Origin of the sequence: Pseudomonas sp. 2FE (assembly GCF_005503735.1) — a bacterium.
Lineage (GTDB): Bacteria > Pseudomonadota > Gammaproteobacteria > Pseudomonadales > Pseudomonadaceae > Aquipseudomonas.
Genome location: NZ_SCMO01000007.1, coordinates 123,337 through 144,416 on the forward strand (window position 1 = coordinate 123,337; position 21,080 = coordinate 144,416).

Annotated in this window: 19 protein-coding genes; 10 read left to right on the plus strand and 9 right to left on the minus strand. The window is 65.5% G+C overall.

The features are described 5' to 3' along the window. Positions 1-157 precede the first annotated feature (157 nt). Positions 158-844: a class I SAM-dependent methyltransferase gene (locus FFS12_RS13155; RefSeq protein WP_137887230.1), complete on the minus strand. Its 687-nt coding sequence runs from the start codon at positions 842-844 to the stop codon at positions 158-160. 574 nt (positions 845-1,418) lie between these two features. On the opposite strand from FFS12_RS13155, the gene FFS12_RS13160 reads away from it, so the two are divergent. Further along, a complete protein-coding gene (locus tag FFS12_RS13160; RefSeq protein WP_137887258.1) occupies positions 1,419-1,721 on the plus strand; it encodes a glycosyltransferase family 39 protein in 303 nt (100 codons plus the stop codon). 230 nt (positions 1,722-1,951) lie between these two features. Here the strand turns inward: FFS12_RS13160 and FFS12_RS13165 are convergent, their stop codons facing one another. The 5 genes from FFS12_RS13165 to FFS12_RS13185 form a co-directional block, all read right to left on the minus strand. Beyond that, positions 1,952-2,257, minus strand: coding sequence for a DUF5676 family membrane protein (locus tag FFS12_RS13165; protein WP_256657381.1), 306 nt, complete (start codon positions 2,255-2,257; stop codon positions 1,952-1,954). Then, a complete protein-coding gene (locus tag FFS12_RS13170; protein ID WP_137887231.1) occupies positions 2,254-2,940 on the minus strand; it encodes an isoprenylcysteine carboxylmethyltransferase family protein in 687 nt (228 codons plus the stop codon). Before FFS12_RS13170 ends, FFS12_RS13165 begins: the two co-directional genes overlap by 4 nt. Then, positions 2,937-3,176, minus strand: a complete 240-nt coding sequence (locus FFS12_RS13175) for a DUF2933 domain-containing protein (protein ID WP_137887232.1) — start codon at positions 3,174-3,176, stop codon at positions 2,937-2,939. The genes FFS12_RS13170 and FFS12_RS13175 overlap by 4 nt, the downstream gene beginning before the upstream one ends. A 48-nt stretch (positions 3,177-3,224) precedes the next feature. Next, positions 3,225-3,641, minus strand: a complete 417-nt coding sequence (locus FFS12_RS13180; RefSeq protein WP_137887233.1) for a hypothetical protein — start codon at positions 3,639-3,641, stop codon at positions 3,225-3,227. A 101-nt stretch (positions 3,642-3,742) separates the two neighbouring features. Beyond that, positions 3,743-4,138 (minus strand): hypothetical protein, encoded by a 396-nt coding sequence (locus tag FFS12_RS13185; RefSeq protein ID WP_137887234.1) that lies wholly within the window; start codon positions 4,136-4,138, stop codon positions 3,743-3,745. Between the two features lie 254 nt (positions 4,139-4,392). On the opposite strand from FFS12_RS13185, the gene FFS12_RS13190 reads away from it, so the two are divergent. The 4 genes from FFS12_RS13190 (at position 4,393) to FFS12_RS13205 (ending at position 12,792) form a co-directional block, all read left to right on the plus strand. Then, on the plus strand, positions 4,393-7,092 hold the full coding sequence (locus FFS12_RS13190; RefSeq protein ID WP_137887235.1) for an HAD-IC family P-type ATPase: 2,700 nt from the start codon (positions 4,393-4,395) through the stop codon (positions 7,090-7,092). Between the two features lie 173 nt (positions 7,093-7,265). Further along, positions 7,266-8,711, plus strand: a complete 1,446-nt coding sequence (locus tag FFS12_RS13195; protein ID WP_137887236.1) for an NADH-ubiquinone oxidoreductase-F iron-sulfur binding region domain-containing protein — start codon at positions 7,266-7,268, stop codon at positions 8,709-8,711. After that, positions 8,693-11,350, plus strand: a complete 2,658-nt coding sequence (gene fdhF, locus FFS12_RS13200) for a formate dehydrogenase subunit alpha (RefSeq protein ID WP_137887237.1) — start codon at positions 8,693-8,695, stop codon at positions 11,348-11,350. The genes FFS12_RS13195 and fdhF overlap by 19 nt, the downstream gene beginning before the upstream one ends. 53 nt (positions 11,351-11,403) lie before the next feature. Then, positions 11,404-12,792: an MBL fold metallo-hydrolase RNA specificity domain-containing protein gene (locus FFS12_RS13205; protein WP_137887238.1), complete on the plus strand. Its 1,389-nt coding sequence runs from the start codon at positions 11,404-11,406 to the stop codon at positions 12,790-12,792. A gap of 19 nt (positions 12,793-12,811) precedes the next feature. Here FFS12_RS13205 and FFS12_RS13210 read toward each other — a convergent pair whose 3' ends face one another. The 3 genes from FFS12_RS13210 to FFS12_RS13220 all read right to left on the minus strand — a co-directional run bounded on the left by FFS12_RS13210 (position 12,812) and on the right by FFS12_RS13220 (position 15,981). Further along, positions 12,812-13,612, minus strand: a complete 801-nt coding sequence (locus FFS12_RS13210) for a carbon-nitrogen hydrolase family protein (RefSeq protein ID WP_137887259.1) — start codon at positions 13,610-13,612, stop codon at positions 12,812-12,814. Positions 13,613-13,626: 14 nt separating this feature from the next. After that, the gene (locus FFS12_RS13215; protein ID WP_137887239.1) at positions 13,627-15,306 is read right to left on the minus strand and encodes an NAD(P)/FAD-dependent oxidoreductase; all 1,680 of its coding nucleotides are present in this window, start codon (positions 15,304-15,306) and stop codon (positions 13,627-13,629) included. A 201-nt stretch (positions 15,307-15,507) separates the two neighbouring features. Continuing rightward, positions 15,508-15,981, minus strand: a complete 474-nt coding sequence (locus FFS12_RS13220) for an Lrp/AsnC family transcriptional regulator (RefSeq protein ID WP_137887240.1) — start codon at positions 15,979-15,981, stop codon at positions 15,508-15,510. Between the two features lie 426 nt (positions 15,982-16,407). On the opposite strand from FFS12_RS13220, the gene FFS12_RS13225 reads away from it, so the two are divergent. From FFS12_RS13225 to FFS12_RS13245, 5 genes are read left to right on the plus strand one after another with little or no spacing between them, the layout of a single operon-like run. Further along, positions 16,408-17,307, plus strand: a complete 900-nt coding sequence (locus tag FFS12_RS13225) for a VOC family protein (RefSeq protein WP_137887241.1) — start codon at positions 16,408-16,410, stop codon at positions 17,305-17,307. A gap of 11 nt (positions 17,308-17,318) precedes the next feature. Then, on the plus strand, positions 17,319-18,200 hold the full coding sequence (locus tag FFS12_RS13230) for a CoA transferase subunit A (RefSeq protein ID WP_137887242.1): 882 nt from the start codon (positions 17,319-17,321) through the stop codon (positions 18,198-18,200). A 12-nt stretch (positions 18,201-18,212) separates the two neighbouring features. Further along, positions 18,213-19,016, plus strand: a complete 804-nt coding sequence (locus FFS12_RS13235) for a CoA-transferase subunit beta (protein ID WP_137887243.1) — start codon at positions 18,213-18,215, stop codon at positions 19,014-19,016. A 38-nt stretch (positions 19,017-19,054) separates the two neighbouring features. Beyond that, positions 19,055-19,927 (plus strand): enoyl-CoA hydratase, encoded by an 873-nt coding sequence (locus tag FFS12_RS13240; RefSeq protein WP_137887244.1) that lies wholly within the window; start codon positions 19,055-19,057, stop codon positions 19,925-19,927. Continuing rightward, positions 19,924-20,994, plus strand: a complete 1,071-nt coding sequence (locus tag FFS12_RS13245; protein ID WP_137887245.1) for a nitronate monooxygenase family protein — start codon at positions 19,924-19,926, stop codon at positions 20,992-20,994. Before FFS12_RS13240 ends, FFS12_RS13245 begins: the two co-directional genes overlap by 4 nt. Positions 20,995-21,080 lie beyond the last annotated feature (86 nt).

Here is a 21,080-nt window from a genome sequence, read left to right on the forward strand (position 1 = left end):
TGCTTTTTTAGGTCCGCTGCAAAAGCCTGAGGCTCATCACCTTCCAGGCCCATCCTGTTGTAGTCATCAGTCCATTAGAAACACTGCCGCTCGATGCTCACCATTTTTTGTTACAGCGGAATGTTCCCGTCAGCGCGTCTCACTCTTTTTGCTCTTTTCAATCTGCCTTGCGAAGTACATAAACTCTCCACATAGCCAAGCCTGGCAGGCAATTCTGATGGGCCAGGATCTGAAAGCCGACCTCTTTAAACTCGGATTCAATAGTGGTCTTGGGAGTGACAAAACACTTCTGCTGCTTGTCGCGACCCTCGCTTGCAGCGACTTTCTTCGGCAGGCGTTTACGTCTCCAGGCCTCGTAATTCCCATCTACCCAAAGCGAAACGACCAAAGTGTCCCGTGCGACTCGATGAAACTCACGGAGCATCGCCAAACGATGCTCGCTAGCGCCGAAGCGGTGAAGAAAGTGCATGCAGAAAATCGAGTCCACGGAATTGTCCGATAGATCGATATCGAAAACTGACGTTTGGAATATTCTGATGCGGGCAAGGACGTGTGCTGGCTGAGTAGCTTGCGCCATGGCAAGCATGTCGCTTGATTTGTCAGCAGCCAAAATCACGCGGTTGCTTTGCTCGGCGAGAAGAGGCCATAAGCGCCCCCGGCCGCAGGGGAGATCTAATACCAGATTCGGCTCGCTTGCTTGTTTTAGGGCGCGCCGAACTATCTGCCTATAACGCCAGTATGAGAGCCGTCGAGCCAAACTCTCGCCCGGATGCTTATTAGCATATGCGTCGGCTCGCGCGCATAGATTTTTTTTTGATGAGTCGGACTCTTCGATCCCTGGCATGGGTGCATCCGTACACTTCGTGAAGACCGAAAAGTACTGCTCGGCATGTCAATAGACAGTCAATAAATTGTGAAAAAAACGTGAAATCAGATTTTTTGAACCTGGCTGAGAAGCAGCGCCCCTCAAGCGCAACAGTCGATCCGACACCCCAGTTACAAGGTGTCGAACGGGGTTTCTAGTTTGATGTGGCCCAGCAAAATCTGCACTGCACGTAGCAAAGAATTCCCCGGCGTCAATTGTCTACTTCAAGTCTCCGAGACTCGGGAGCCCGCTTGCTGCAGTTCGGCCAAACGAGGTGTTTCATCTTTTGCGGATATTTTTTTCACAAGAATTTGATAGTTGTCTGGGTAGGCTTGTTCTCTGAAAGAGAGCGGGCTGCCATGACGCATGCTCATGAGTGGGATAAGTTGCCGAGGTATGGCGGCGCACGAAGCGGTAGTCGCCAAATAACGACCGACAATAAAAAACCTTTACTTAGAGGCTGTCATAGCCGATGAGACGAGCTGCACATCATGATTGGCAACGCACTGCCTTCATGGTCTTACTGGGGTTGTTGCTCGTGCGCTTGGTATTGATGGCCTTTGTGCCGCTGACCGACACCACTGAAGCCCGGTACGCCGAGATTGCCAGGAAGATGCTGGAAACCGGCAACTGGATTACGCCATTACACGACTACGCGGTGCCATTCTGGGCCAAACCTCCGCTTTCGACCTGGCTAGCCGCCGCGGCCATGGGGCTGTTCGGCGAGACGGAACTGGCGGTGCGGCTGCCATCCTTGCTGTTGTCCCTCGCGGTTCTGTGGCTGACGGCTGATCTGACCCGGCGACACAGCTGTCGGGACGCCGGAATAGCGGCAGCGCTTGTCGCGCAGCCGTAAGGCGTTCCCGACCACCGAGACGGAGCTCATGCTCATCGCCAACGCGGCGATCAGCGGCGACAACAGCCAGCCGGTGAAGGGGGAGAGCAGGCCGGCCGCGATGGGGTGCATCGGGCAGGTGTAGAGGGTGCTAGGCGATAGCGTCGTGGTGGTGGCTGGCGCCGCCGGCCCGGGCGGATGTCCGGGCGCGGTCCGGTGCCGATGCTGGGCGTGGTGCATGGGCGAATCCTTCATCGCGGCCTCCTGGCTCGGCGCGGCTTAGCGCGGCTTGCCCTGGAGCTTGCCGTACAGCCAGGCAAACAGGGTTCCGACCAGGCCCCCCAGACGCTCAAGACCAGCAGCGGCCCGAGGAAGGTCGTGGCGCTGTAGGCTTGCGGCGTCAGCAGGCGGCCGAAGTCGAGCCCATGGAATAAGGCATTGAGGAAGGCGATGCCCTGCGCCGGCCACAGCGCGTAGAGCAGCGCGCAGAGCGTGTAGGAAATCGCCAGGGTCAGGGTCAGGGCCAGGGCGAGACCGGTGTTCCAGGGGCCGTTCATGATGGATTCCTCGGGGTTGGCCGGCCGCCATCGGCGGCGTTGGGACGACGGGCGGATGGCCGGGGCAGGAACGCCGGGGTGCGGGCGCGGTAGGCCAGGTAGGCGGCGCCGAATTGCACGGCCATCTCTTGCTCCTCGCGCTTGGCCAGCCTGGCATACATCACCAGCAGGATCGGGAACATCACCAGCGTGATCAGCGTCGGCCACTGCAGCAGGAAGCCGAACATGATCAGCACGAAGCCGACGTACTGCGGGTGGCGGATACGCGCATAGGGGCCGTCCAGCGCCAGCGTGCCGCTGCCCTGGGCCTGGTAGAGCACGCGCCAGGCGGCCGCCAGCAGCCAGAAGCCGGCCAGGATCAGCAGGTTGCTGAGCAGGTGGAAGGGGCCCCAGTGGGGATTGACCCGCCAGCCGAACAGCATTTCGAGCAGATGGCCGGCGTCGTGCGACAGGAAGTCGATGCCGGGAAAATGCCGGCTGAGCCAAGGCAGCAGCAGGTAGAGGGTCAGCGGGAAGCCGTACATCTCGGTGAACAGGGCCACCAGGAAGGCCGAGAACATGCCGAAGGAGCGCCAGTCGCGCGCGCTCTTCGGCTTGCTGAAGCTGAAGGCGAACAGGATGAACACCAACGAGTTGATGACCACCAGCGACCAGAGGCCATAGGCGGATGCGGCGTGGTTCATGACGGGTCCTCCTGGTCCGGCCGGCGCGGCGGCTCCGGCGGTCCGGGCCTATGGCGATGGCCGCCGTGGCCGTGGTGCATAAACAGATGCATCAGTGGGCAGGCCAGCAGCAGGTAAGGCAAGGCGCCCAGCAGGTGGGCGGTATGCTCGGTGATCAGGAAGAAGCCGACGACGGCGACGAAGCCCCAAAACACCCAGCGCTGGTAGGGGGTGCCCTTATCGGGTACGTGATTCATCTCGTTTTCCCTCCACGCGGCGGCTACGACGCCGCCGCGTGGCCCGCTTCACTGGCCCATCGGCATCTTCATCATGCTCGACTGCTGATCCATCATCTGCATCATCATGTCCATCATTCCCATGCCGCCGCCGTCCCCTCCGTCAGACATCATGCCCATGCCCATGCAGCCCTTGCCGGCAGGCATGTCACGCATCATCGCCATGGCGTCCTTCATCGCCAGCATGCCCTCCTGCATGGCGGCTTGGCGCTCGGCTGGGGTCTTGGCGGCGGCGGCCTTGTCGCGGGCGGCCTGCAGCTTCTGCATCTGCTCGGTCATGGCCGGGTCAGCGACGGGCTTGGCCGGGGTGCTGGTCTCGGCCTGGGGCGTCTGGGCGTCGCTCGGGTGATGGGCGTCGGTGGCGCAGGCGCTGAGCGCGGTGCTGGCGAGTACGGCGGCAACAAGCAATTTCAGTTGTGCGTGCATGACGATCTCCTGGTGGTTAGGGCAAGTCAGGTGCGGCTGGACCGCACCGAATCGGCGCAGCAACGCCGGACGGCCAGTTTCCGGCCGCCCTGGCACTCGGTTTAATCGTTGAAGCGGACGAAACTCAGGCGGGCTGGCGGTCCCGGTGGTGCGGGCCGGCGGCATGGGGAAAAGACGCTGGCTGGTGGGCCCTGGATGTCGAGAAGCAAGAGTACGGGCAACGCCAGCAAAATGATCCAGCCGGCCAAGTCGAACGCCGAGGCTTGGATCGCAGGGCTAACCGTGCTGCTGGCATCTGCACAATGCTGCAGGACGCCGTTGGCATGCAGGGCGTGTTCATCGAACTGCTGTGGGTTGGCGAATTGATTGTGCGGCGCAGGCAAGTCATGGCTGGGCAGCACCAAGCAGCCCTGAACCGTCGCCACGGAAAACGCCACTACCCACATCGCCAGGGCGAGGCGTAAGAGCATGTGCAGGTGCTGACGGAACCCTTGCATGGGATGCTCCTGTTAATTGGATGCCCGATACATTGCAGCCACTATAGTGAAGCGCCGAAAGGCTGCCGTTGACCTATATCAAGCGAACAGCAAAGCCGCTGCTTGGCGGACACAGCGGCCGCCTGCTGGCGAGTGTGGCCAGGGTCGCCATACTGGAGGCGAAACCCGAGGCGCTGCCGGTAACGGCGAGTGCCCCGCCTTCTGTGTGTGCCGGGGCGCTGTGATGGGGCCAATCATCAGGGGATAACTTGACCATGTCCGAATGGCACGCAATGGCACCCAGTCAAGTGACGGGCCAGCTCAAGGTCGATCCCGACCAAGGGCTCGCGGAGTCCGAGGCGGCGGCGCGATTGCGGACTCACGGCGCCAACCGGCCGAGTGTTCGCCCGGGCCGCAGCCCATTTGCCCGGTTTGCCGCGCAAGTCGTGCAACCCCTGGTGCTGGTGCTAATCGCGGCCGGTACTGTGACGATCTTTCTTGGCGAATGGATCGATGCCAGCGTGATTTTCGGCGTAGTGCTGATCAATGCAGTGCTCGGCTTCGTCCAGGAAGGCAAGGCCGAGGCGGCCTTGGCGGCGCTCGCCCGGGCCGTGGCGGCAGAGGCCACGGTGTTGCGGGCCGGCACCCGCCGCAGACTCGATGCCGCCGCCCTTGTGCCCGGCGATCTGGTGGTGCTGTCGAGCGGGGACAAGGTGCCTGCCGACGTGCGCCTGCTCGCCAGCAAGGAGTTGCGCACCGCCGAGGCGGCGCTGACGGGTGAATCGCTGCCGGTGGATAAGTGTACTGAGGCGCTGCCGGCCGATACGCCGCTCGCCGACCGGCACAACATGGCCTATGCCGGTACGCTGGTGGTCGCCGGGCAAGGCACCGGCGTGGTCGTCGCCACCGGCGATGCCACTGAGACCGGCCGCATCTGCGGACTGATCGCCCAGGCGCCGGAACTGACGACGCCCTTGACGCGCAAGATGGGCGTGTTCGCCAAACATCTGCTGATAGCGATACTGGCCCTAGCCGCGCTCACCTTCGTCGTCGGCGTGCTGCGCGGCGAGTCGGCCTTCGCCATGTTTATGGCGGCGGTGGCCCTGGCCGTGGGCGCGATACCGGAGGGGTTGCCGGCGGCCATGACGGTCACGCTGGCCATCGGCGTCGCGCGCATGGCCAAACGCCGCGCCATCATTCGCAAGCTGCCGGTGGTCGAGACGCTGGGCAGCACCACGGTCATCTGCTCGGACAAGACCGGGACGCTGACGGAGAATGCGATGACTGTCCGTGCCATTTGGGCCGGCGGGGAAGAGTTTTCCGTCACTGGCCATGGCTACGGGCCGACCGGCAGCATTGCCTGGGTTGGACAGCCGGTAACGATAGCCGGCGCCCTGCGCGAGACCCTGCTGGCCAGCGTGCTCTGCAATGATGCTCGCCTGGTGCGTGAAGGCCCGCATTGGACGGTCGTCGGCGACCCGACCGAGGGCGCTCTGCTGGTCGCCGCGCGCAAGGGCGGGCTGGATGAGGACACGCTGAATTCGATCTTTCCGCGGCTGGACGAACTGCCTTTCGACTCGGCCCGCCAATACATGGCGACGCTGCATGAGATCGAAGGGGCGCGCATCGTCTGCGTGAAAGGCGCCGTGGAGAGGCTACTGCCCAGCTGTGCCAGCATGCTGGATCGCCAGGGTCGCGAGGCGCCGTGTGCAGCGGAGGCCATCCACGCGGAGGCGCTGCGCATGGCGGAAAGCGGCTTGCGCGTACTGGCCGTGGCCCGCTCCGAGCTCGCGCCGGGGCAACAGCTCGAACAGGCTCAGATCGGCGCTGAGCTGGTGTTCCTCGGTCTCATCGGCATGCTCGACCCGCCACGGCCGCGCGCCATCGGCGCGGTGCGCACCTGCCATGCGGCAGGCATCCGGGTGAAGATGATCACCGGCGACCACCCAGGTACGGCCATCGCCATCGCCCGCCAACTCGGCATAGTCCACGCTGGAGCGGGGGCCTTGACCGGCCGGGAACTGGCCAAGCTCGATGATGACCAGTTGCGTAAGGTGGCGGCGCAGATGGATGTGTTCGCCCGGGTCGAGCCCGAACAGAAGCTGCGGCTGGTGAGCGCCTTGCAGGCCAACGGCGAAGTGGTGGCCATGACCGGGGACGGCGTCAACGATGCGCCGGCGCTCAAGCAGGCCGACATCGGCGTCGCCATGGGCCAAGGGGGCACCGAGGTGGCCAAGGAGGCCGCCGCTATGGTGCTGACCGACGACAACTTCGCCACCATCGAGGCGGCAGTCGAGGAAGGGCGCGGCATCTACGACAACCTGGTGAAGTTCATCGCCTGGACTATTCCGACCAACGCGAGCGAGGGGCTGGTGATCCTCGCCGCGGTCTTCGCCGGCACGGCGTTGCCCATCACACCGCTGCAGATCCTCTGGATCAACATGACCACCGCCATCCTGCTGGGGATGATGCTGGCCTTCGAGCCGGCCGAGCGCGGCATCATGCAGCGACCGCCAAGAGCGCCGACCGCCCCGGTGCTCGACCGCGGGCTGATCCAGAGCATTGTTCTGCTCAGCGTGCTGATACTGGCCGGCGCCTTCGGCCTGTTCGAGCTGGCGCTCTATCGGGGGCAGTCGGTGGCAGAGGCCCGGACTATCGCCGCCAATGTCTTCGTGCTGGTAGAAATTTTCTACCTCTTCAACTGCCGATCGCTCACCCGCCCATTCTGGTCCATGGGTTGGTTTTCCAATCCCTGGGTGTGGGTCGGCAGCGTCGCGATGCTGGTGCTGCAGTTGGCCTTCACCTATATGCCCGCCTTTAACCGCGTGTTCCAGACCGCACCCATCGGCATCCAGGAATGGTGGGCGATGGGCGCGTTTGCGGCCACGTGCGCGCTAATAGTCGAGGCTGAAAAATACTGGAGGTCTTCCAGGAAAATACCGCCCCAGGCTGCGCAAGCCACCCGGGAAAGATGAAGAGACTGCAACGACGGTGGAAAGAACAGGATGGCGTCAATCCAGCGCACTGCCCGGCGCTGCTGCGCCATCTCGCCTAGGCTTGATCTAGCGCAAGAACTCCCTTGGCCACTTGCCTGACGCTAGTCGAACTCCGCCCACAAGCTGGGTTAAACGACGCTCTGGGGGCACAGGTGAAATCACTCCAGCGGCATGCAACGCTCAACAGCTTTTACCACCTCGCCCAGACTCCGCTGACTGGACGGGCCTGTTGCGGCCTGGCCTGTTTCGCCGCGCGCGGCGACGACCCGGCGCGCTGGGCTGCGGCGGTGGCTGGCGAGGTTCCCGTCTATTGCCTGGGCAAGTGCTACGTCGGTCCCAGTGACACGGAACTGGAGGTGCGCCCCCAGGTCGAGGTGCATAGCCGCAGCAGCGTGCTGTTGGCCAATCTGCTGACGGGCGCGGTGCGCGATTTGCCGAGTTATCGTGCGCGCGGCGGCGGGGTGGCGCTGGAGCGGGCGCGGGCCATGGCGCCGGCGGATCTGGTGCGCCTGGTCGAGGCCTCCGCGTTGCGCGGGCGCGGCGGCGCCGGCTTCCCGGCCGGGCGCAAATGGCGGGCGCTGGCCAGCCAGGGCGGCGCGCTCAAATACCTGGTGGTGAACGCCGACGAAGGCGATTCAGGCGCGTTTTCCGATCGCTTCCTGCTGGAAGACGACCCGTTCCGGCTGATCGAGGGCGCGGCCATCGCCGCCCATGGGGTGGGGGCGAGCCGTGGTTACCTCTACCTGCGCAAGGAGTATCCGCAGGCCGCCCAGGTGCTCGCCGCGGCCTTGCTGCAAGCGCGCACGGCGGGCTGGCTGAGCGCGGCCTTCGATATTGAACTGGTGGTGGGCGAGGGCAGCTACCTCTGCGGCGAGGAAACCTCGTTACTCAATGCCCTGGAGGGGCGGCGCCCGGATGCCCGGCTGCGGCCGCCGCAAATTACCGAACGGGGATTGTTCGACGCCCCCACCCTGGTGCAGAACGTCGAGACCCTGTGTGCGCTGCCCTGGATAGTCGAGCACGGCGCGCAGGCCTATGGCGAGCTGGGATTTTCCAACAGCCGGGGGACCAAGCTGCTTTCGCTCAATTCGCTGTTCCGCCGGCCGGGGCTGTACGAGGTGGAGTTCGGCATGCCGCTGAGCGAGGTGGTGGAGCAGTTGGGCGGTGGTTTACGCCGTGGCCGGCTCAAGGGCGTGATGGTGGGCGGGCCGCTGGCGGGCATAGTGCCGCCGCAGTTGCTCTCGACCCGCCTCGGTTACGAGGAACTGCAGGCCATCGGCTGTGCGGTGGGGCACGGCGGGGTGATCGCCTTTGCCGACGACAGTTCGATCCTGGAGATCATGGCCCAGGTGTTCCGCTTCGGCGCGCGGGAGTCCTGCGGCAAATGCACGCCGTGCCGCCTGGGTACGCCGACGTTGGCCGCTATGTTCGAGGGTGCCGTCCAAGGCGGCCGGCTGGACCCAGCCCGCTACGCCGCGCTGGTGGAAGCGTTGAGGGTCGGCAGCCTGTGTGGCCACGGGCGCGGCCTGGGCGAATTCGCCCGGGCGGTCGAAACCCATTTCGCCGAGGAACTGTCCGCATGCCTAGCATCAGCGTGAATGGCCAGCCGCACCCTTGCGCGGTCGGCACCCGCCTGCTGGATGCCTTGCAGGCGGCGGGCACGGTGGTGCCCCATCTCTGCCACGACGAGCGCTTGCAGCCATTTGGCGGCTGCCGACTGTGCCTGGTCGAGGTCGAGGGGCACGAGCGGCCGCTGGCGAGTTGTGCTGCGTTGGTCGAAGACGGCATGCGCGTGCGCACCCACAGCGCCGCGCTGGAGGCCCTGCGGCGCACCCAGTTGCAGCTGCTGGCGGAGTCTTACCCGCCACAGGCGGTGCTCGCCGAGCCCGGGCGGCCCTTCCATCGACTGCTCAACCAGTACGGCGTGACGGCGGGCGGCGCGCAGCGTGTGGGCCTGTTCCAGGACGACAGCCATCCCTACCTAGGTGTGGCGATGGATCGTTGTATTCACTGCTACCGCTGCATCCGCATCTGCGAAGAGCTGCAGGGGCAATTCGTCTGGGAGGCCTGGGGCCGCGGCGAGACCGTCCACATCGCCCCGGGCAAGGGCGAGACCCTGCTCGACGGTGGTTGCGTGAGCTGCGGCGCCTGCGTGGATACTTGCCCGAGCGGCGCGCTCTTCGACAAGCGCAGCAGCGTCGAGCCGGTTGGCTGGACCCGGACCACCTGCGGCTATTGCGCGGTGGGCTGCCAGATGGACGTGGGCCACGCCGAAGGGCGCGAGGTGGCGGTACGCCCGGTCGACAGTCCGGTCAATCGCGGCCATCTGTGCGCCAAGGGCCGCTACGCCTTCGAGTTCAACCATGCCGAGGATCGGGTCACCTTCCCGATGATCCGCCGCGCCGACGGCTGGCAACGGGTGAGCTGGGACGAGGCGCTGGATTTCACCGCGGCCCGACTGCAGGCCATTCTCGATGCGCAGGGGGCGGATGCGATCGGTGTGCTCGGCTCGGCGCGCGCGAGCAACGAGGAAAACTACCTGGCGCAGAAGTTCGCCCGGATCGTGCTCGGCACCCATAACGTGGACAGCTGCGCCCGGGTTTGCCATACGCCGAGCGCCAAGGCGCTGAAGACCATGCTGGGCACCGGGGCGGCGACCAATAGCTTCGACGACATCGAGCAGGCCCAGGCCTTCCTGCTCTGCGGGGTGAATCCCACGGAGAATCACCCGGTGGTCGGCGCGCGGATCAAACAGGCGGTGCTGCGCGGCGCCAAGCTGGTGGTGCTGGACCCGCGCCGCACCGAACTGGCGGCCCTGGCCGATGTGCATCTGGCGGTACGGCCGGGCTGCAACGTGCTGTTGCTGAATGCCCTGGCCGCCACCCTGATCGAGGAAGGCTTGATCGACCGGGCCTTCCTCGCCGAGCGCAGCAGCGGGTTCGACCAGTACGCGGCCTTTATCGCCGGCTATGCGCCGGAGCAGGTGGCCGCGGCCTGCGGCGTGGCGGCGGCGGATATCCGCGCCGCCGCGCGAATCTATGCGGCGGGGCAGCCGGCCATGTGCATCCACGGCCTCGGCATGACCGAGCACCTGCAAGGCAGCGAAGGCGTGATGACGCTGATCAACCTGGCCCTGCTGACCGGCAACCTCGGCAAGCCCGGCGCCGGGGTCAACCCCCTGCGCGGGCAGAACAACGTACAGGGCGCGGCACATATGGGCTGCGATCCGGTGTCGTTGACCGGGGCACAGTCGATCAAGGAGGCCGGCGCGCGGTTCGAGGCGCTCTGGGGCGCGCCCTTGCCAAAGACCCACGGCCTCAATCTGCTGCAGATGATGGATGCAGCCAAGGCCGGCGCGCTGAAGGCGATTTGGGCGTTTGGCTATGACCTCTACCTGTCGCTGGCCAATGCCAATGCCACCGAGGCCGCATTGTCCCGGCTGGAGCTGGTGATAGTACAGGACCTGTTTCTGAATGAGACGGCGGCGGCCTTCGGCAGCGTGTTCCTGCCCGCGGCTTCGTTTCTGGAAAAGGACGGCACTTTTATGAACTCGGAGCGCCGGGTGCTGCGCATCCGCCAGGTGCTGCCGCCACCGGGCGAGGCGCGGCCGGACTGGTGGATCATCCAGCAGTTGGCCGCGCGCATGGGCAAGCCTCAAGGCTTTCGCTTTGCCGGGCCACAGGCGATCTGGGATGAGGTACGCGCGCTCTGGCCGGATGGCGCCGGGCTGTCCTACGCCCGGCTGGAGCGGGAGAACCCGCATTGGCCTTGCCCGAGTGAAGAGCATCCCGGCACCCCGGTGCTGCACCGCACGCGCTTCCCCATCGGCAAGACCGCGGCGCTGGCCTGTATCCCGTTCGTGCCTAGCTCGGAGCAGGTGGATGACGACTACCCGCTGCTGCTGACCACCGGCCGCACGCTCTATCACTTCAACGCCGGGACCATGACCTACCGCACGCCGAATGCCATTTTGCAGCCGACCGACAGCCTGGCCATAGCGCCGGCGGACGCCGTGCGGCATGGGCTGGCCAGCGGCGAGCGGGTGCGGGTCATCAGCCGCCATGGCCGGGTGGAACTGCCGGTCCTGGTCAGCGAGGCGCAGCGCGAGGGCGTGCTGTTCACGACCTTTCACCGCGCGGACCTGTTCGTCAACCGGCTGACTTCGGCAGTCCGCGATCGGCTGGTGGACGCCCCGGAGTACAAGGTGACGGCGGTGCGCCTGGAACGCATCGCTTAGTCAGGGCAGGCAGGTGCAATCCCATTGAAAAAACAGGGTTTAAGGAGGCGAGCATGCGCATAACTTTTCTCGGCGCGGCCGGTACGGTAACCGGCAGCAAATACCTGCTGGAGCACGACGGCAAGCGCGTGTTGATCGATTGCGGGCTGTTCCAGGGCTACAAGCAATTGCGCCTGCGCAACTGGGAGCATTTTCCGCTGCCGGTGGGTCAACTGGACGCCATAGTCCTGACCCATGCCCATCTGGATCACAGCGGTTATCTGCCGGTGCTCGCGCGCGATGGCTACCGTGGCCCGGTCTACGCGACCGCCGCCACCTGCGAGCTGGCCGAAATTCTGCTGCGCGATAGTGGTCGCTTGCAGGAGGAAGAGGCCGAGTACGCCAATCGCCGTGGTTTCTCCAAGCACCACCCGGCGTTGCCCCTGTACACGGAGCAGGACGCCGAGCGCGCGCTGAAGCTGTTCCGCCCGCTGCCGCTGCACCGCCCGCAGGAGATAGTGCCGGGCTTCCGAGTGCAACTGCGGTCCGCCGGGCACATCCTCGGCGCGGCAACCGTGGAGGTCGTGGCCGGTGGCACCACCCTGGTCTGCTCGGGGGATTTGGGGCGCTTGAACGACCCGGTCATGGTGACGCCAGAGTCCATCGAACACGCCGACTATCTCTTGGTGGAGTCGACCTACGGCGACCGCCGGCATTCCAGCGAGCCCCCTGAGCAGCAACTCGCTGAGGTGATCACCCGCACCGCGCTACGGCATGGCATCACGCTGGTACCCTCGTTCGCGGTAGGCCGCGCGCAGTTGCTGATGTACTACCTGTACCGCCTGAAGCAGAACCGAGCAATTCCCGACTTACCGATCTACCTCAACAGCCCGATGGCGACCGATGCCACCGAGTTGTATCAGCGCTTTCGCAGTGAGCACCGACTCTCTGCGCAGGAGTGTGAGGGGATGTGCCATATCGCCCATATCGTGCGGTCGGTCGAGGAGTCCAGACAGCTGGATCAGCTACGCACCCCGGCGGTGATCATCGCCGCCAGCGGCATGGCGACCGGTGGCCGGGTCCTGCATCACCTCAAGGCGCTGGCGCCGAACCCGCATAACACCCTGCTGTTCTCCGGCTTCCAGGCCGGCGGCACGCGCGGGGCGCTGATCCTCGGCGGCGCCGAGTCGGTGCGGATACACGGCGAGGAGGTGCCGATCCGGGCCGAAGTGGTGGCGATGGAGAACCTATCGGCACATGCCGACGCCGATGAGATCATGCAATGGCTGCGTGGCTTCAAGCGCCCGCCCCGGCATACCTATGTGGTGCACGGCGAGCCGTCCGCGGCAGACGTGCTGCGGCGGCGCATCGGTGTCGAACTGGGCTGGTCGGTCTCGGTGCCCGAGCATCGCGATACGGTCGAGTTGGCTGGCGGAGCACAGGCCGATGCGGCGCGAGTCTAGGACTTCGCGCCGTGCTCGGCTAGCGTCTGCTCAGTGAGTCGTAGAGCTCGGGGCGGCGGTCCTTGAAGTAGCTGTTGATGGCGCGCGAGGCCTGCATGAGGTCGCGGTCGAGCGTGCCGATTATCAGCGCTTCGTCGAGGCCGGCCTGGGCGATCCGGGCACCGTCCGGCGCGGCGATGCTGCTCAGGCCGCAGTACTGGATCTCGCCCTCGCTACCGCAGTAGTTGGCGTAGGCCACGTAGCACTGGTTCTCGAAGGCACGGGCCCGTACCGTGACCTGCGCAATGAAGTCGTAGGGCACCATGTTCGCCGTTGGCACCAGCACCAGGTCGGCCCCGGCCAACGCCAGCCGGCGGACATTCTCCGGGAACTCCAGGTCGTAGCAGATCAGCAGGCCGAGCCGCCAGCCGTTCAGTTCGACCAGCGGGAACTCGCCCTCCGCCACGGCGAACATCGAGTGGTCGAGCGTGCCGAACAGGTGCGTCTTGCGGTAGTTGCACAGGCTTTGCCCCTGCGCGTCCAGCAGTTGCACGGCGTTGTAGATCCGGCCATCGCCGGCGCGCTCGGGGTAACCGTAGAGAATGGCGATGCCCGCGGCCTGGGCGATACCCGCCACGCGTGCGGCCGAGGGACCGTCGCGCGGCTCGGCGAGCGCGCTGACCGCGTCGGCACCGATGTTGTAGCCGGTGAGGAACATCTCCGGGCAGACCAGCAGGTCTGCCCCCTGGGTCGCGGCCTCGGCGGCCAGCCGTTGCAGGCGCTCGAGGTTGCCGGGAACGTCCAGCGGCCGCGGCGGGCATTGATACAGGGCTATGCGCATGGGGGCTCTCCCGTTCATTCCGGTAGCGCGATCGGACCCAGCTCAGGGAACAGATCCCCGGGGCCGGGGTTCTCCGCATGAGACTGGCCGCCGAAGTGCTTCATGATGCCCCAGACGGCATTCAGGGAGGTCTGCACCGCCCCTTCGACCCAGGCCGGGGTCCAGGACACGTCATCGCCGGCGATGAAGATGCCGCGTTGCTCGGCAGGCATGTCGTCCTGCATGAAGTGCGCGTACATGCGCTGGTTGTAGCGGTAATGGCCTGGCAGAGCACCCTTGAAGGCGCCGAGGAAGTGCGGGTCGGCCTCCCAGGACACGGTGATCGGGTCGCCGATGATGTGGCTGGCGATATCCACGTCCGGATAGATCTTCTTCAGTGCATCCAGGGCCAGCTTCACGCGCTTTTCGATCGGCTGCGGCAGCATCTTCAGCGCATCGCTCATCCAGGAGTAGGACAGGCAGATCACCCCCGGCTTGTCGTCGCCGTTGTCGAACAGGTAGGTGCCGCGGGTCAGGCGGTCGGTCAGGGTCATGCTCATGGTGTCGCGCCCGGTCTGCGGGTCCTTGTCCTTCCAGAACGGCCGGTCGACCATCACGAAGGTCTTCGAGGACTGCATATAGCGGGTGCGGTCGAGGGCCATCCACATCTTCTGCGAGAACAGCGATTCCTCGCACTCGATCTGGGTGGTCAGCAGCCAGCTCTGGCAGGTGGTCAGCACCGCCGCATAGTGACGGGTGTCGCCCCAGTTGTCGGTGACGGCGAGGCGGCCGTCGGCGGCGCGGGCGATGCGCTTAACCCCGGGGCGCGGGGCGCCGTGGTGCAGCGATGAGAGGCTGGTGCCCTGCGGCCAGTGGACGCAGCGCTCCGGCGCATGACGCCAGATGCCCAGCGGCACCTGCTCGACGCCGCCGACTATCAGGTGCTGGTGGTCGTCGCAGTTGGTCATCACCACGCGGAAGATTTCCAGCATCGAGTTGGGGAAGTCGGAGTCCCAGCCACCGGTGCCGAAGCCGACCTGGCCGAACACCTCGCGGTGGTGGAAGGACAGTTTGGCGAAGGCCTTGGAGCTGGCGACGAAGTCGTAGAAGGTGCGGTCGTCCCAGAGCGGCACCAGGGTGTTCCACAGCTCCTTGAGGCGGGCCACGTCGCGGTCGCGGATCGCCTGCTGGATCTCGCCGAAGCGCGCGCCGTCCTCCAGCGCGTCGGCCCAGGCATCGGCGACTTCCTGGAACAGTGCCGGCAGGTCGGCGAGCTTCTGCGCGTAGTAGGTCTTGCCTTCGAGGTCGATGACGGTGCTGCCGGAGGCCGGGGTCAGTGGGTTGGGGAAGGGGCGGGTTTCCAGGCCGAGCTTGTCGACATAGTGGTAGAAGGCCGTGGAGGAGACCGGGAAACGCATGCCACCCAGCTCGGCGATGATGCCCTCGGTGCCTTCGAAGGCCTGCGAGCGCAGGCGGCCGCCCATCTTCGCGGCCTCGTAGACCACCGGCTTCAGGCCCAGCTTCATCAACTCGTAGGCGGCGACCAGGCCGGCGATGCCAGCACCGACAATCGCCACCTCGGCGCCATGCTGGTCGGCCGGGATGCTGCCGAGGCCGGCGGGATGCTCGATCCAGTCATCGAAGGCGAAAGGGAAGTCCGGGCCGAAGATGGTGATCGGCTTTTTGCCGTCTGCGGGGTGGCGATTGTTGTTCATGATTGACCTTGATGGCGGGAGCAAAGGGGGCTGCCGGCGAGGGGCAGCAGTGGGGCCATTCTAGGGCGCGCTAACTTCGTCTATAAGACGCATAGTGTCGTCATTTGGCAGTCATACGATGCAAAACGACGAGCACTCTGTGCAGAATGACGAAACTCGCCCTCTCCCGTTTAGGGGAGAGGGCCGGGGCTTAGGCATCCCTCAGCCCGGGGGAGAAAGCGGCTGCCCGCGGTCCAGCTTGCAGCTGAGGATGATCGAGGTGGTGGTCTTCTCCACGCCGTCGACGCTGCCGATCAGGTCGAGCAACTGATCGAGCCGTTCCGGCGAGTCGGCCCGCAGCCAGGCGACGTAATCGAACTCGCCGCTCACCGCGCAGAGTTGCTGCACTTCCGCCATGCCGCTGAGCCGCCGTAGGACTTCCTTGCCGGAGCGTGGCTTCAGGGTGATGCCGACATAGGCTTGCAGCCCCCCGTCCACCACGCGTTGGCCCAGGCGCACGCCATAACCGGTGATCACCCTGGCCTTTTCTAGGCGCGCCAGCCGCGAGGTCACCGTGGTCCTGGCGATGCCCAGGCGACGCGCCAGCATCGCCACGCTCTCGCGGGCATTGATCTGCAATGTTGCAATCAGTTGGCGGTCGATTTCGTCGAGGGTTGGAGGGCGGGTGTCGGGCATGGGATCGCTCGGGAAAGGGCTGTGCGGTGTCGTGATCAAGGACGCAAGGCTACCTGAAGGTCGGCAACCTGTAATCAACCGAGGTTAAGCCTCAGGCATCCAACTTATTAAGTAGAGTTAAGTCGAGCGGGCGATCCTGTGATGCCCCCGGGCACTGCAGCTACCCCTCGAATGACCGGCACTATTTTTAAACCAAAGAAAATCCGTTGAGTGAATCGCCCCGGGTTTATCGAGTCTTTCAATGCTCGGCTGACCGGTAGAGTCAATGCCTTAACTGACTGGCATTAGCGCCTGACCGGCCTTTCCCGCTAGTCCCAACGGACGATGTTGCCCCCGCGCCAAGGCGCTTAAATCGCTCTCCATAGGGCCTCCCCGGTATTTGCTTCGGGGCGGGCCAAGTCCTGACAGGAATGAGGAGCGCGCCCCATGGATATCCGTGGTCTGGGTTATGTCACCGTCTTATCCACCGATCTGAATCGCTGGCGCGAATATGCCGGTCAGGTGCTGGGCACGATGGTTGTCGCCGGCCCGCTTGAGGACGAGGTGCTCTATCTGAAGATCGATGAGCGCCACTACCGCATTCTGGTGGAGCAGAGCGATCAGGACGGCTACGGCGCCAGCGGTTGGGAGGTGGCCGGCAAGGCCGCCTTCGAGCAGGCGATCGCCGAGCTGGAACAGGCCGATGTGCCGGTGCAGCGCGGCAGCGCGGCGCAAGCTCGCGTGCGCAAGGTGCAGGAACTGGCCTGCTTCAGTGACCCTGATGGCAACCGCCACGAGCTGTTCTGGGGCCCGCTGCAGGACTTCGCCCGCTTCGTCTCGCCGGTCGGGGTCAAGGGCTTCGTCACCAGCGAGCTGGGCATGGGCCACGTGGTGCTGCCGGCGCCGAGCTTCGAGCGCTGCCGCGACTTCTATGAGCGGGTGCTGGGTTTCGGCCTGTCCGATCTGATGAAGGTGCGCTTCACCCCGGACCCGGCGGAGCCGGAGAAGCGCATCCATTTCATGCACTGCAATAACGGCCGCCACCATTCCTTGGCCATCTTCGAGTGCCCGATGCCCCACGGCTGCGTGCACATGATGCTCGAGGTCAATGCCCTCGACGAGGTCGGTCGCGCGCTGGACCGCATGCAGGCGCATGGGGTCAAGCTGTCCGCCACCCTTGGCCAGCACACCAACGACCAGATGGTCTCCTTCTATATGAAGACCCCGTCCGGCTTCGACCTGGAGTACGGCTACGACGGCCTGGTGGTGGACTGGAACCAGCACACGCCATTCGAGAGCACCGTGGTCAGCCACTGGGGCCATGACTTCAGCGTTGGCCGCCAGTGAGGACTTCGAGTATGGACAAGCGTATGACCACGGCCGAGATAGTCGGCCAGTTGCGCGACGGCATGTGCATCGGCATCGGCGGCTGGGGCCCGCGGCGCAAGCCGATGGCGCTGGTGCGGGAGATTCTCCGTTCCGATCTCAAGGACCTCACGGTGGTCGCCTACGGCGGCGCCGATGTCGGCATGCTCTGCGCGGCCGGCAAGCTGAAGAAGCTGGTGTTCGCCTTCGTCTCGCTGGACTTCATCCCGCTCGAGCCTTACTTCCGCAAGGCCCGCCAGGAGGCCGCCATCGAGGTGATGGAGATCGACGAGGGCATGCTGCTGCTGGGCCTGCGCGCCGCCGCCATGGGCGTGCCCTTCATCCCCACCGCGGTCGGTCTGGGCACCGATGTGCTGACCCACAACCCGGAGCTGAAACTGATCGCCTCGCCCTATGCCGACGGCAAGGACTGGGTCGCCATGCCGGCGCTCAAGCTGGATGCGGCGCTGGTGCATGTCGACCGCGCGGATCAGCGCGGCGTCTGCCAGATCCAGGGGCCGGATCACTATATGGACGACCTGTTCGTCCGCGCCGCCGAGCGGGCCTATATCAGCTGCGACGAGCTGGTCGACAGCAGCTATTTCCACAGCAACCCGGAGCAGGCGCGCCAGGTGTTTTGGGAACGCAACCAGACCAGCGCCGTGGTGCATGTGCCGGGTGGCGCCCATCCGTCTTCTTGCGCGCCGCTGTATGGCTTCGATGTCGCGCACTTCAAGGCCTACAACGCCTCGGCTCAATCGCCGGACGGCTGGCAGGCCTATGTCGAGCAGTACCTGAACGGCACAGAAGAGCAGTACCGGGAAAAGGTCGGCGGCCTGGCTGCCATCCGCCAGCTACCCCTACCGGTTTTCTAAGCGAGGCTCGATATGACTACTACTGCAACCCCTTACAGCCTGGCCGAACTGCTGATCTGCGCCGCCTCAGAGGCCTGGCGCGACGACGGCGAGGTGCTGGCCACCGGCATTGGCGTAGTTCCGCGCCTGGCCGCGTCCCTGAGCATGCTCAGCTCCAACCCCGAGCTGCTGATGACCGACTCCGAGGCCTTTATGGTCGCCGAGCCGGTGCCGCTCGGCGCGCGCAACGGCTACAAGCCAAAGCTCGACAGCTGGATGGGCTTCTCGCGGATCTTCGACAACGTCTGGGGCGGCAAGCGCCATGCCCTGGTCGGTCCGACCCAGATCGACCGCTTCGGCCAGGCCAACATCTCCTGCATCGGCGACTACGCCAAGCCCAAGGCGCAGATGCTCGGCGTGCGCGGCTTTCCCGGCAACTCCATCAGCCACGCCAACTCCTTCCTGGTGCCCAGCCACAACCGCCGGGTGTTCGTCGAGGGCGAGGTCGATATGGTCGCCTCGGTCGGCTACAACCCGGCACGCCTGGCCCGTGGCTGGTCGCTGGACGAGATCGACATCCGCCTGGTCGTCACCGACCTGTGCGTCCTGGATTTCCAGGGGCCGCAACGGCAGATGCGGATCCGCTCGCTGCACCCCGGCGTAACCGTGGCCGAGGTGCAGGACAACACCGGGTTTGCCCTGCATGTGCCGGAGTCGATTGCGACCACGACGGCGCCGAGCCTGGAGCAACTGATGCTGATCCAGCAGCTGGACCCGCACAACCTGCGCGCCAGCCAACTGAAAGACAACCCGCCGGGCGAGCGCAGTCCGCGCTGACGGCCACGAGAAGTACCGCCTTGCCGGAGAAACAGTCAATGAGCGAGCAGAACGATCAAGAGGCCGAAGTGGTGCTCTATGAGGTGCGCGGCGCAATCGCCCTGGTCACCATGAATCGCCCCGAGTACCACAACGCCCAGAACTCGCGGATGACCTATGCGCTGGACGCCGCCTTCCGCCGCGCCTGTGACGACGACGAGGTCAAGGTCATTGTGTTGCGCGGCGCCGGCAAGCACTTCTCCGCCGGCCACGACATCGGCACTCCGGGGCGCGATGTGAACCAGAGTTTCGAGCGCAGCAGCCTCTGGTACGACCACGTCAACAAGCCCGGTGGCGAGTTCCTCTATGCCCGTGAGCAGGAGGTCTACCTCGGCATGTGCCGGCGCTGGCGCGAGATGCCCAAACCGACCATCGCCATGGTCCAGGGCGCGTGCATCGCCGGGGGCCTGATGCTGGCCTGGGTCTGCGATCTGATAGTCGCTTCGGATGACTCCTACTACGCCGATCCGGTGGTGCGCATGGGCATTCCGGGGGTGGAGTACTTCGCCCACGTGCATGAGCTGAACCCGCGTATCGCCAAGGAATTTCTCTTCCTCGGCGAGCGCATGCCGGCCGAGCGCGCCTACCAGATGGGCATGCTCAATCGGGTGGTGCCGCGCGAACGGCTGGAGGAGGAGTGCCTGGCCATCGCCGGGCGCATCGCGCAGATGCCGCGCCTCGGCCTGCAACTGAGCAAGCAGGCGGTGAACAACGCCGAAGACCTGATGGGCAAGCGCGCCACCATGGACATGGTGTTCGGCTTGCACCACTTCGCCCACGTGCACAACGAGCTGTGCTCCGGCGACAAACTGGGCGGTTACGACGCCAAGGCCATGGCCAGCTCCCAACGCAAAGCCACGGAGGCGCAATGACAGTCTCCCTGAACACTCGCCTGACCGAGCTGCTCGGCTGCCGCTACCCGATCATCCAGACCGCCATGGGCTGGGTCGCCGACCCCAGGCTGGTGGCGGCCACCGGCAATGCCGGCGGCTTCGGCTTCCTCGCCGGCGCCACCATCGAACCCGAGCGCATGGAGGCGGCGATCCTCGAGACCAAGCGCCTGACCGACAGGCCGTTCGGGGTGAACTTCCACATGTACCAGGCCAACGCCGGCGAGATAGTCGAGCTGGTGCTGCGCCACCAGGTCAAGGCGGTCAGCTACAGCCGCTCGCCGGGCAAGCAGATGATCGCCCGCCTGAAGGACGCCGGGGTGGTCTGCATCCCCACGGTCGGCGCGCTCAAGCACGCGCTCAAGGCGGTGGAGATGGGCGCCGATGCGGTCACGGTGCAAGGCGGCGAGGGCGGCGGGCATACCGGCTCGGTACCCACCGCGCTGCTGCTGGCCCAGGTGGTGGATGCCGTGCAGGTGCCGGTGGTCGCCGCCGGCGGCTTCAAGGACGGCCGTGGGCTGGTCTCGGCCCTGGCCTATGGCGCCGAAGGCATCGCCATGGGCACGCGCTTCCTGATGAGCGCCGACAGCCCGGTGCCGCCCGCTACTCTGGCGCGCTACCTGGCGGTGCGCGACCCGGCGGCGATCATCGTCAGCCGCGCCATCGACGGCATGCCGCAACGGATGATTCGCAACGAACTGCTCAATCGGCTGGAACAGTCGGGCGGCCTTATGCGCCTGCTGCTGGCGCTGAAGAGCGGCCTGGCCTACCGCAAGCACAGCGGCATAAGCCTGGTCCAGCTGCTCGGCAGCGCGCTACGGATGCGCGGCGCCGGCGAGCTGACGGCGGCCCAGACCCTGATGGCGGCCAACGCGCCCATGGTGATCCAGAAGGCCATGGTCGAGGGCCTGCCCGAGCAGGGCGTGCTGCCCGCCGGGCAAATCGCCGCGAGCATCGACAGCCTGCCGAGCTGCGAAGAATTGATTGGCCAGATAGTCCGGGAAGCCGAAGCGCGCCTGGCCGAACTCGGCCGCCGCGCGCTTTCTTGAGAGGGCGGTTTTGTAGGGTGCGCCCTGCGCACCAAGAGCGCCGTACAGCTGGTGCGCACAGCGCACCCTACGGCCGAGAAATCGAA

Bases quoted from the DNA above. Each gene is read 5' to 3' on its own strand.
- FFS12_RS13155 (WP_137887230.1), bottom strand. From the start codon at position 844: ATGCCAGGGATCGAAGAGTCCGACTCATCAAAAAAAAATCTATGCGCG.
- FFS12_RS13160 (WP_137887258.1), top strand. From the start codon at position 1,419: ATGGCCTTTGTGCCGCTGACCGACACCACTGAAGCCCGGTACGCCGAG.
- FFS12_RS13165 (WP_256657381.1), bottom strand. From the start codon at position 2,257: ATGAACGGCCCCTGGAACACCGGTCTCGCCCTGGCCCTGACCCTGACC.
- FFS12_RS13170 (WP_137887231.1), bottom strand. From the start codon at position 2,940: ATGAACCACGCCGCATCCGCCTATGGCCTCTGGTCGCTGGTGGTCATC.
- FFS12_RS13175 (WP_137887232.1), bottom strand. From the start codon at position 3,176: ATGAATCACGTACCCGATAAGGGCACCCCCTACCAGCGCTGGGTGTTT.
- FFS12_RS13180 (WP_137887233.1), bottom strand. From the start codon at position 3,641: ATGCACGCACAACTGAAATTGCTTGTTGCCGCCGTACTCGCCAGCACC.
- FFS12_RS13185 (WP_137887234.1), bottom strand. From the start codon at position 4,138: ATGCAAGGGTTCCGTCAGCACCTGCACATGCTCTTACGCCTCGCCCTG.
- FFS12_RS13190 (WP_137887235.1), top strand. From the start codon at position 4,393: ATGTCCGAATGGCACGCAATGGCACCCAGTCAAGTGACGGGCCAGCTC.
- fdhF (WP_137887237.1), top strand. From the start codon at position 8,693: ATGCCTAGCATCAGCGTGAATGGCCAGCCGCACCCTTGCGCGGTCGGC.
- FFS12_RS13205 (WP_137887238.1), top strand. From the start codon at position 11,404: ATGCGCATAACTTTTCTCGGCGCGGCCGGTACGGTAACCGGCAGCAAA.
- FFS12_RS13210 (WP_137887259.1), bottom strand. From the start codon at position 13,612: ATGCGCATAGCCCTGTATCAATGCCCGCCGCGGCCGCTGGACGTTCCC.
- FFS12_RS13215 (WP_137887239.1), bottom strand. From the start codon at position 15,306: ATGAACAACAATCGCCACCCCGCAGACGGCAAAAAGCCGATCACCATC.
- FFS12_RS13220 (WP_137887240.1), bottom strand. From the start codon at position 15,981: ATGCCCGACACCCGCCCTCCAACCCTCGACGAAATCGACCGCCAACTG.
- FFS12_RS13225 (WP_137887241.1), top strand. From the start codon at position 16,408: ATGGATATCCGTGGTCTGGGTTATGTCACCGTCTTATCCACCGATCTG.
- FFS12_RS13230 (WP_137887242.1), top strand. From the start codon at position 17,319: ATGGACAAGCGTATGACCACGGCCGAGATAGTCGGCCAGTTGCGCGAC.
- FFS12_RS13235 (WP_137887243.1), top strand. From the start codon at position 18,213: ATGACTACTACTGCAACCCCTTACAGCCTGGCCGAACTGCTGATCTGC.
- FFS12_RS13240 (WP_137887244.1), top strand. From the start codon at position 19,055: ATGAGCGAGCAGAACGATCAAGAGGCCGAAGTGGTGCTCTATGAGGTG.
- FFS12_RS13245 (WP_137887245.1), top strand. From the start codon at position 19,924: ATGACAGTCTCCCTGAACACTCGCCTGACCGAGCTGCTCGGCTGCCGC.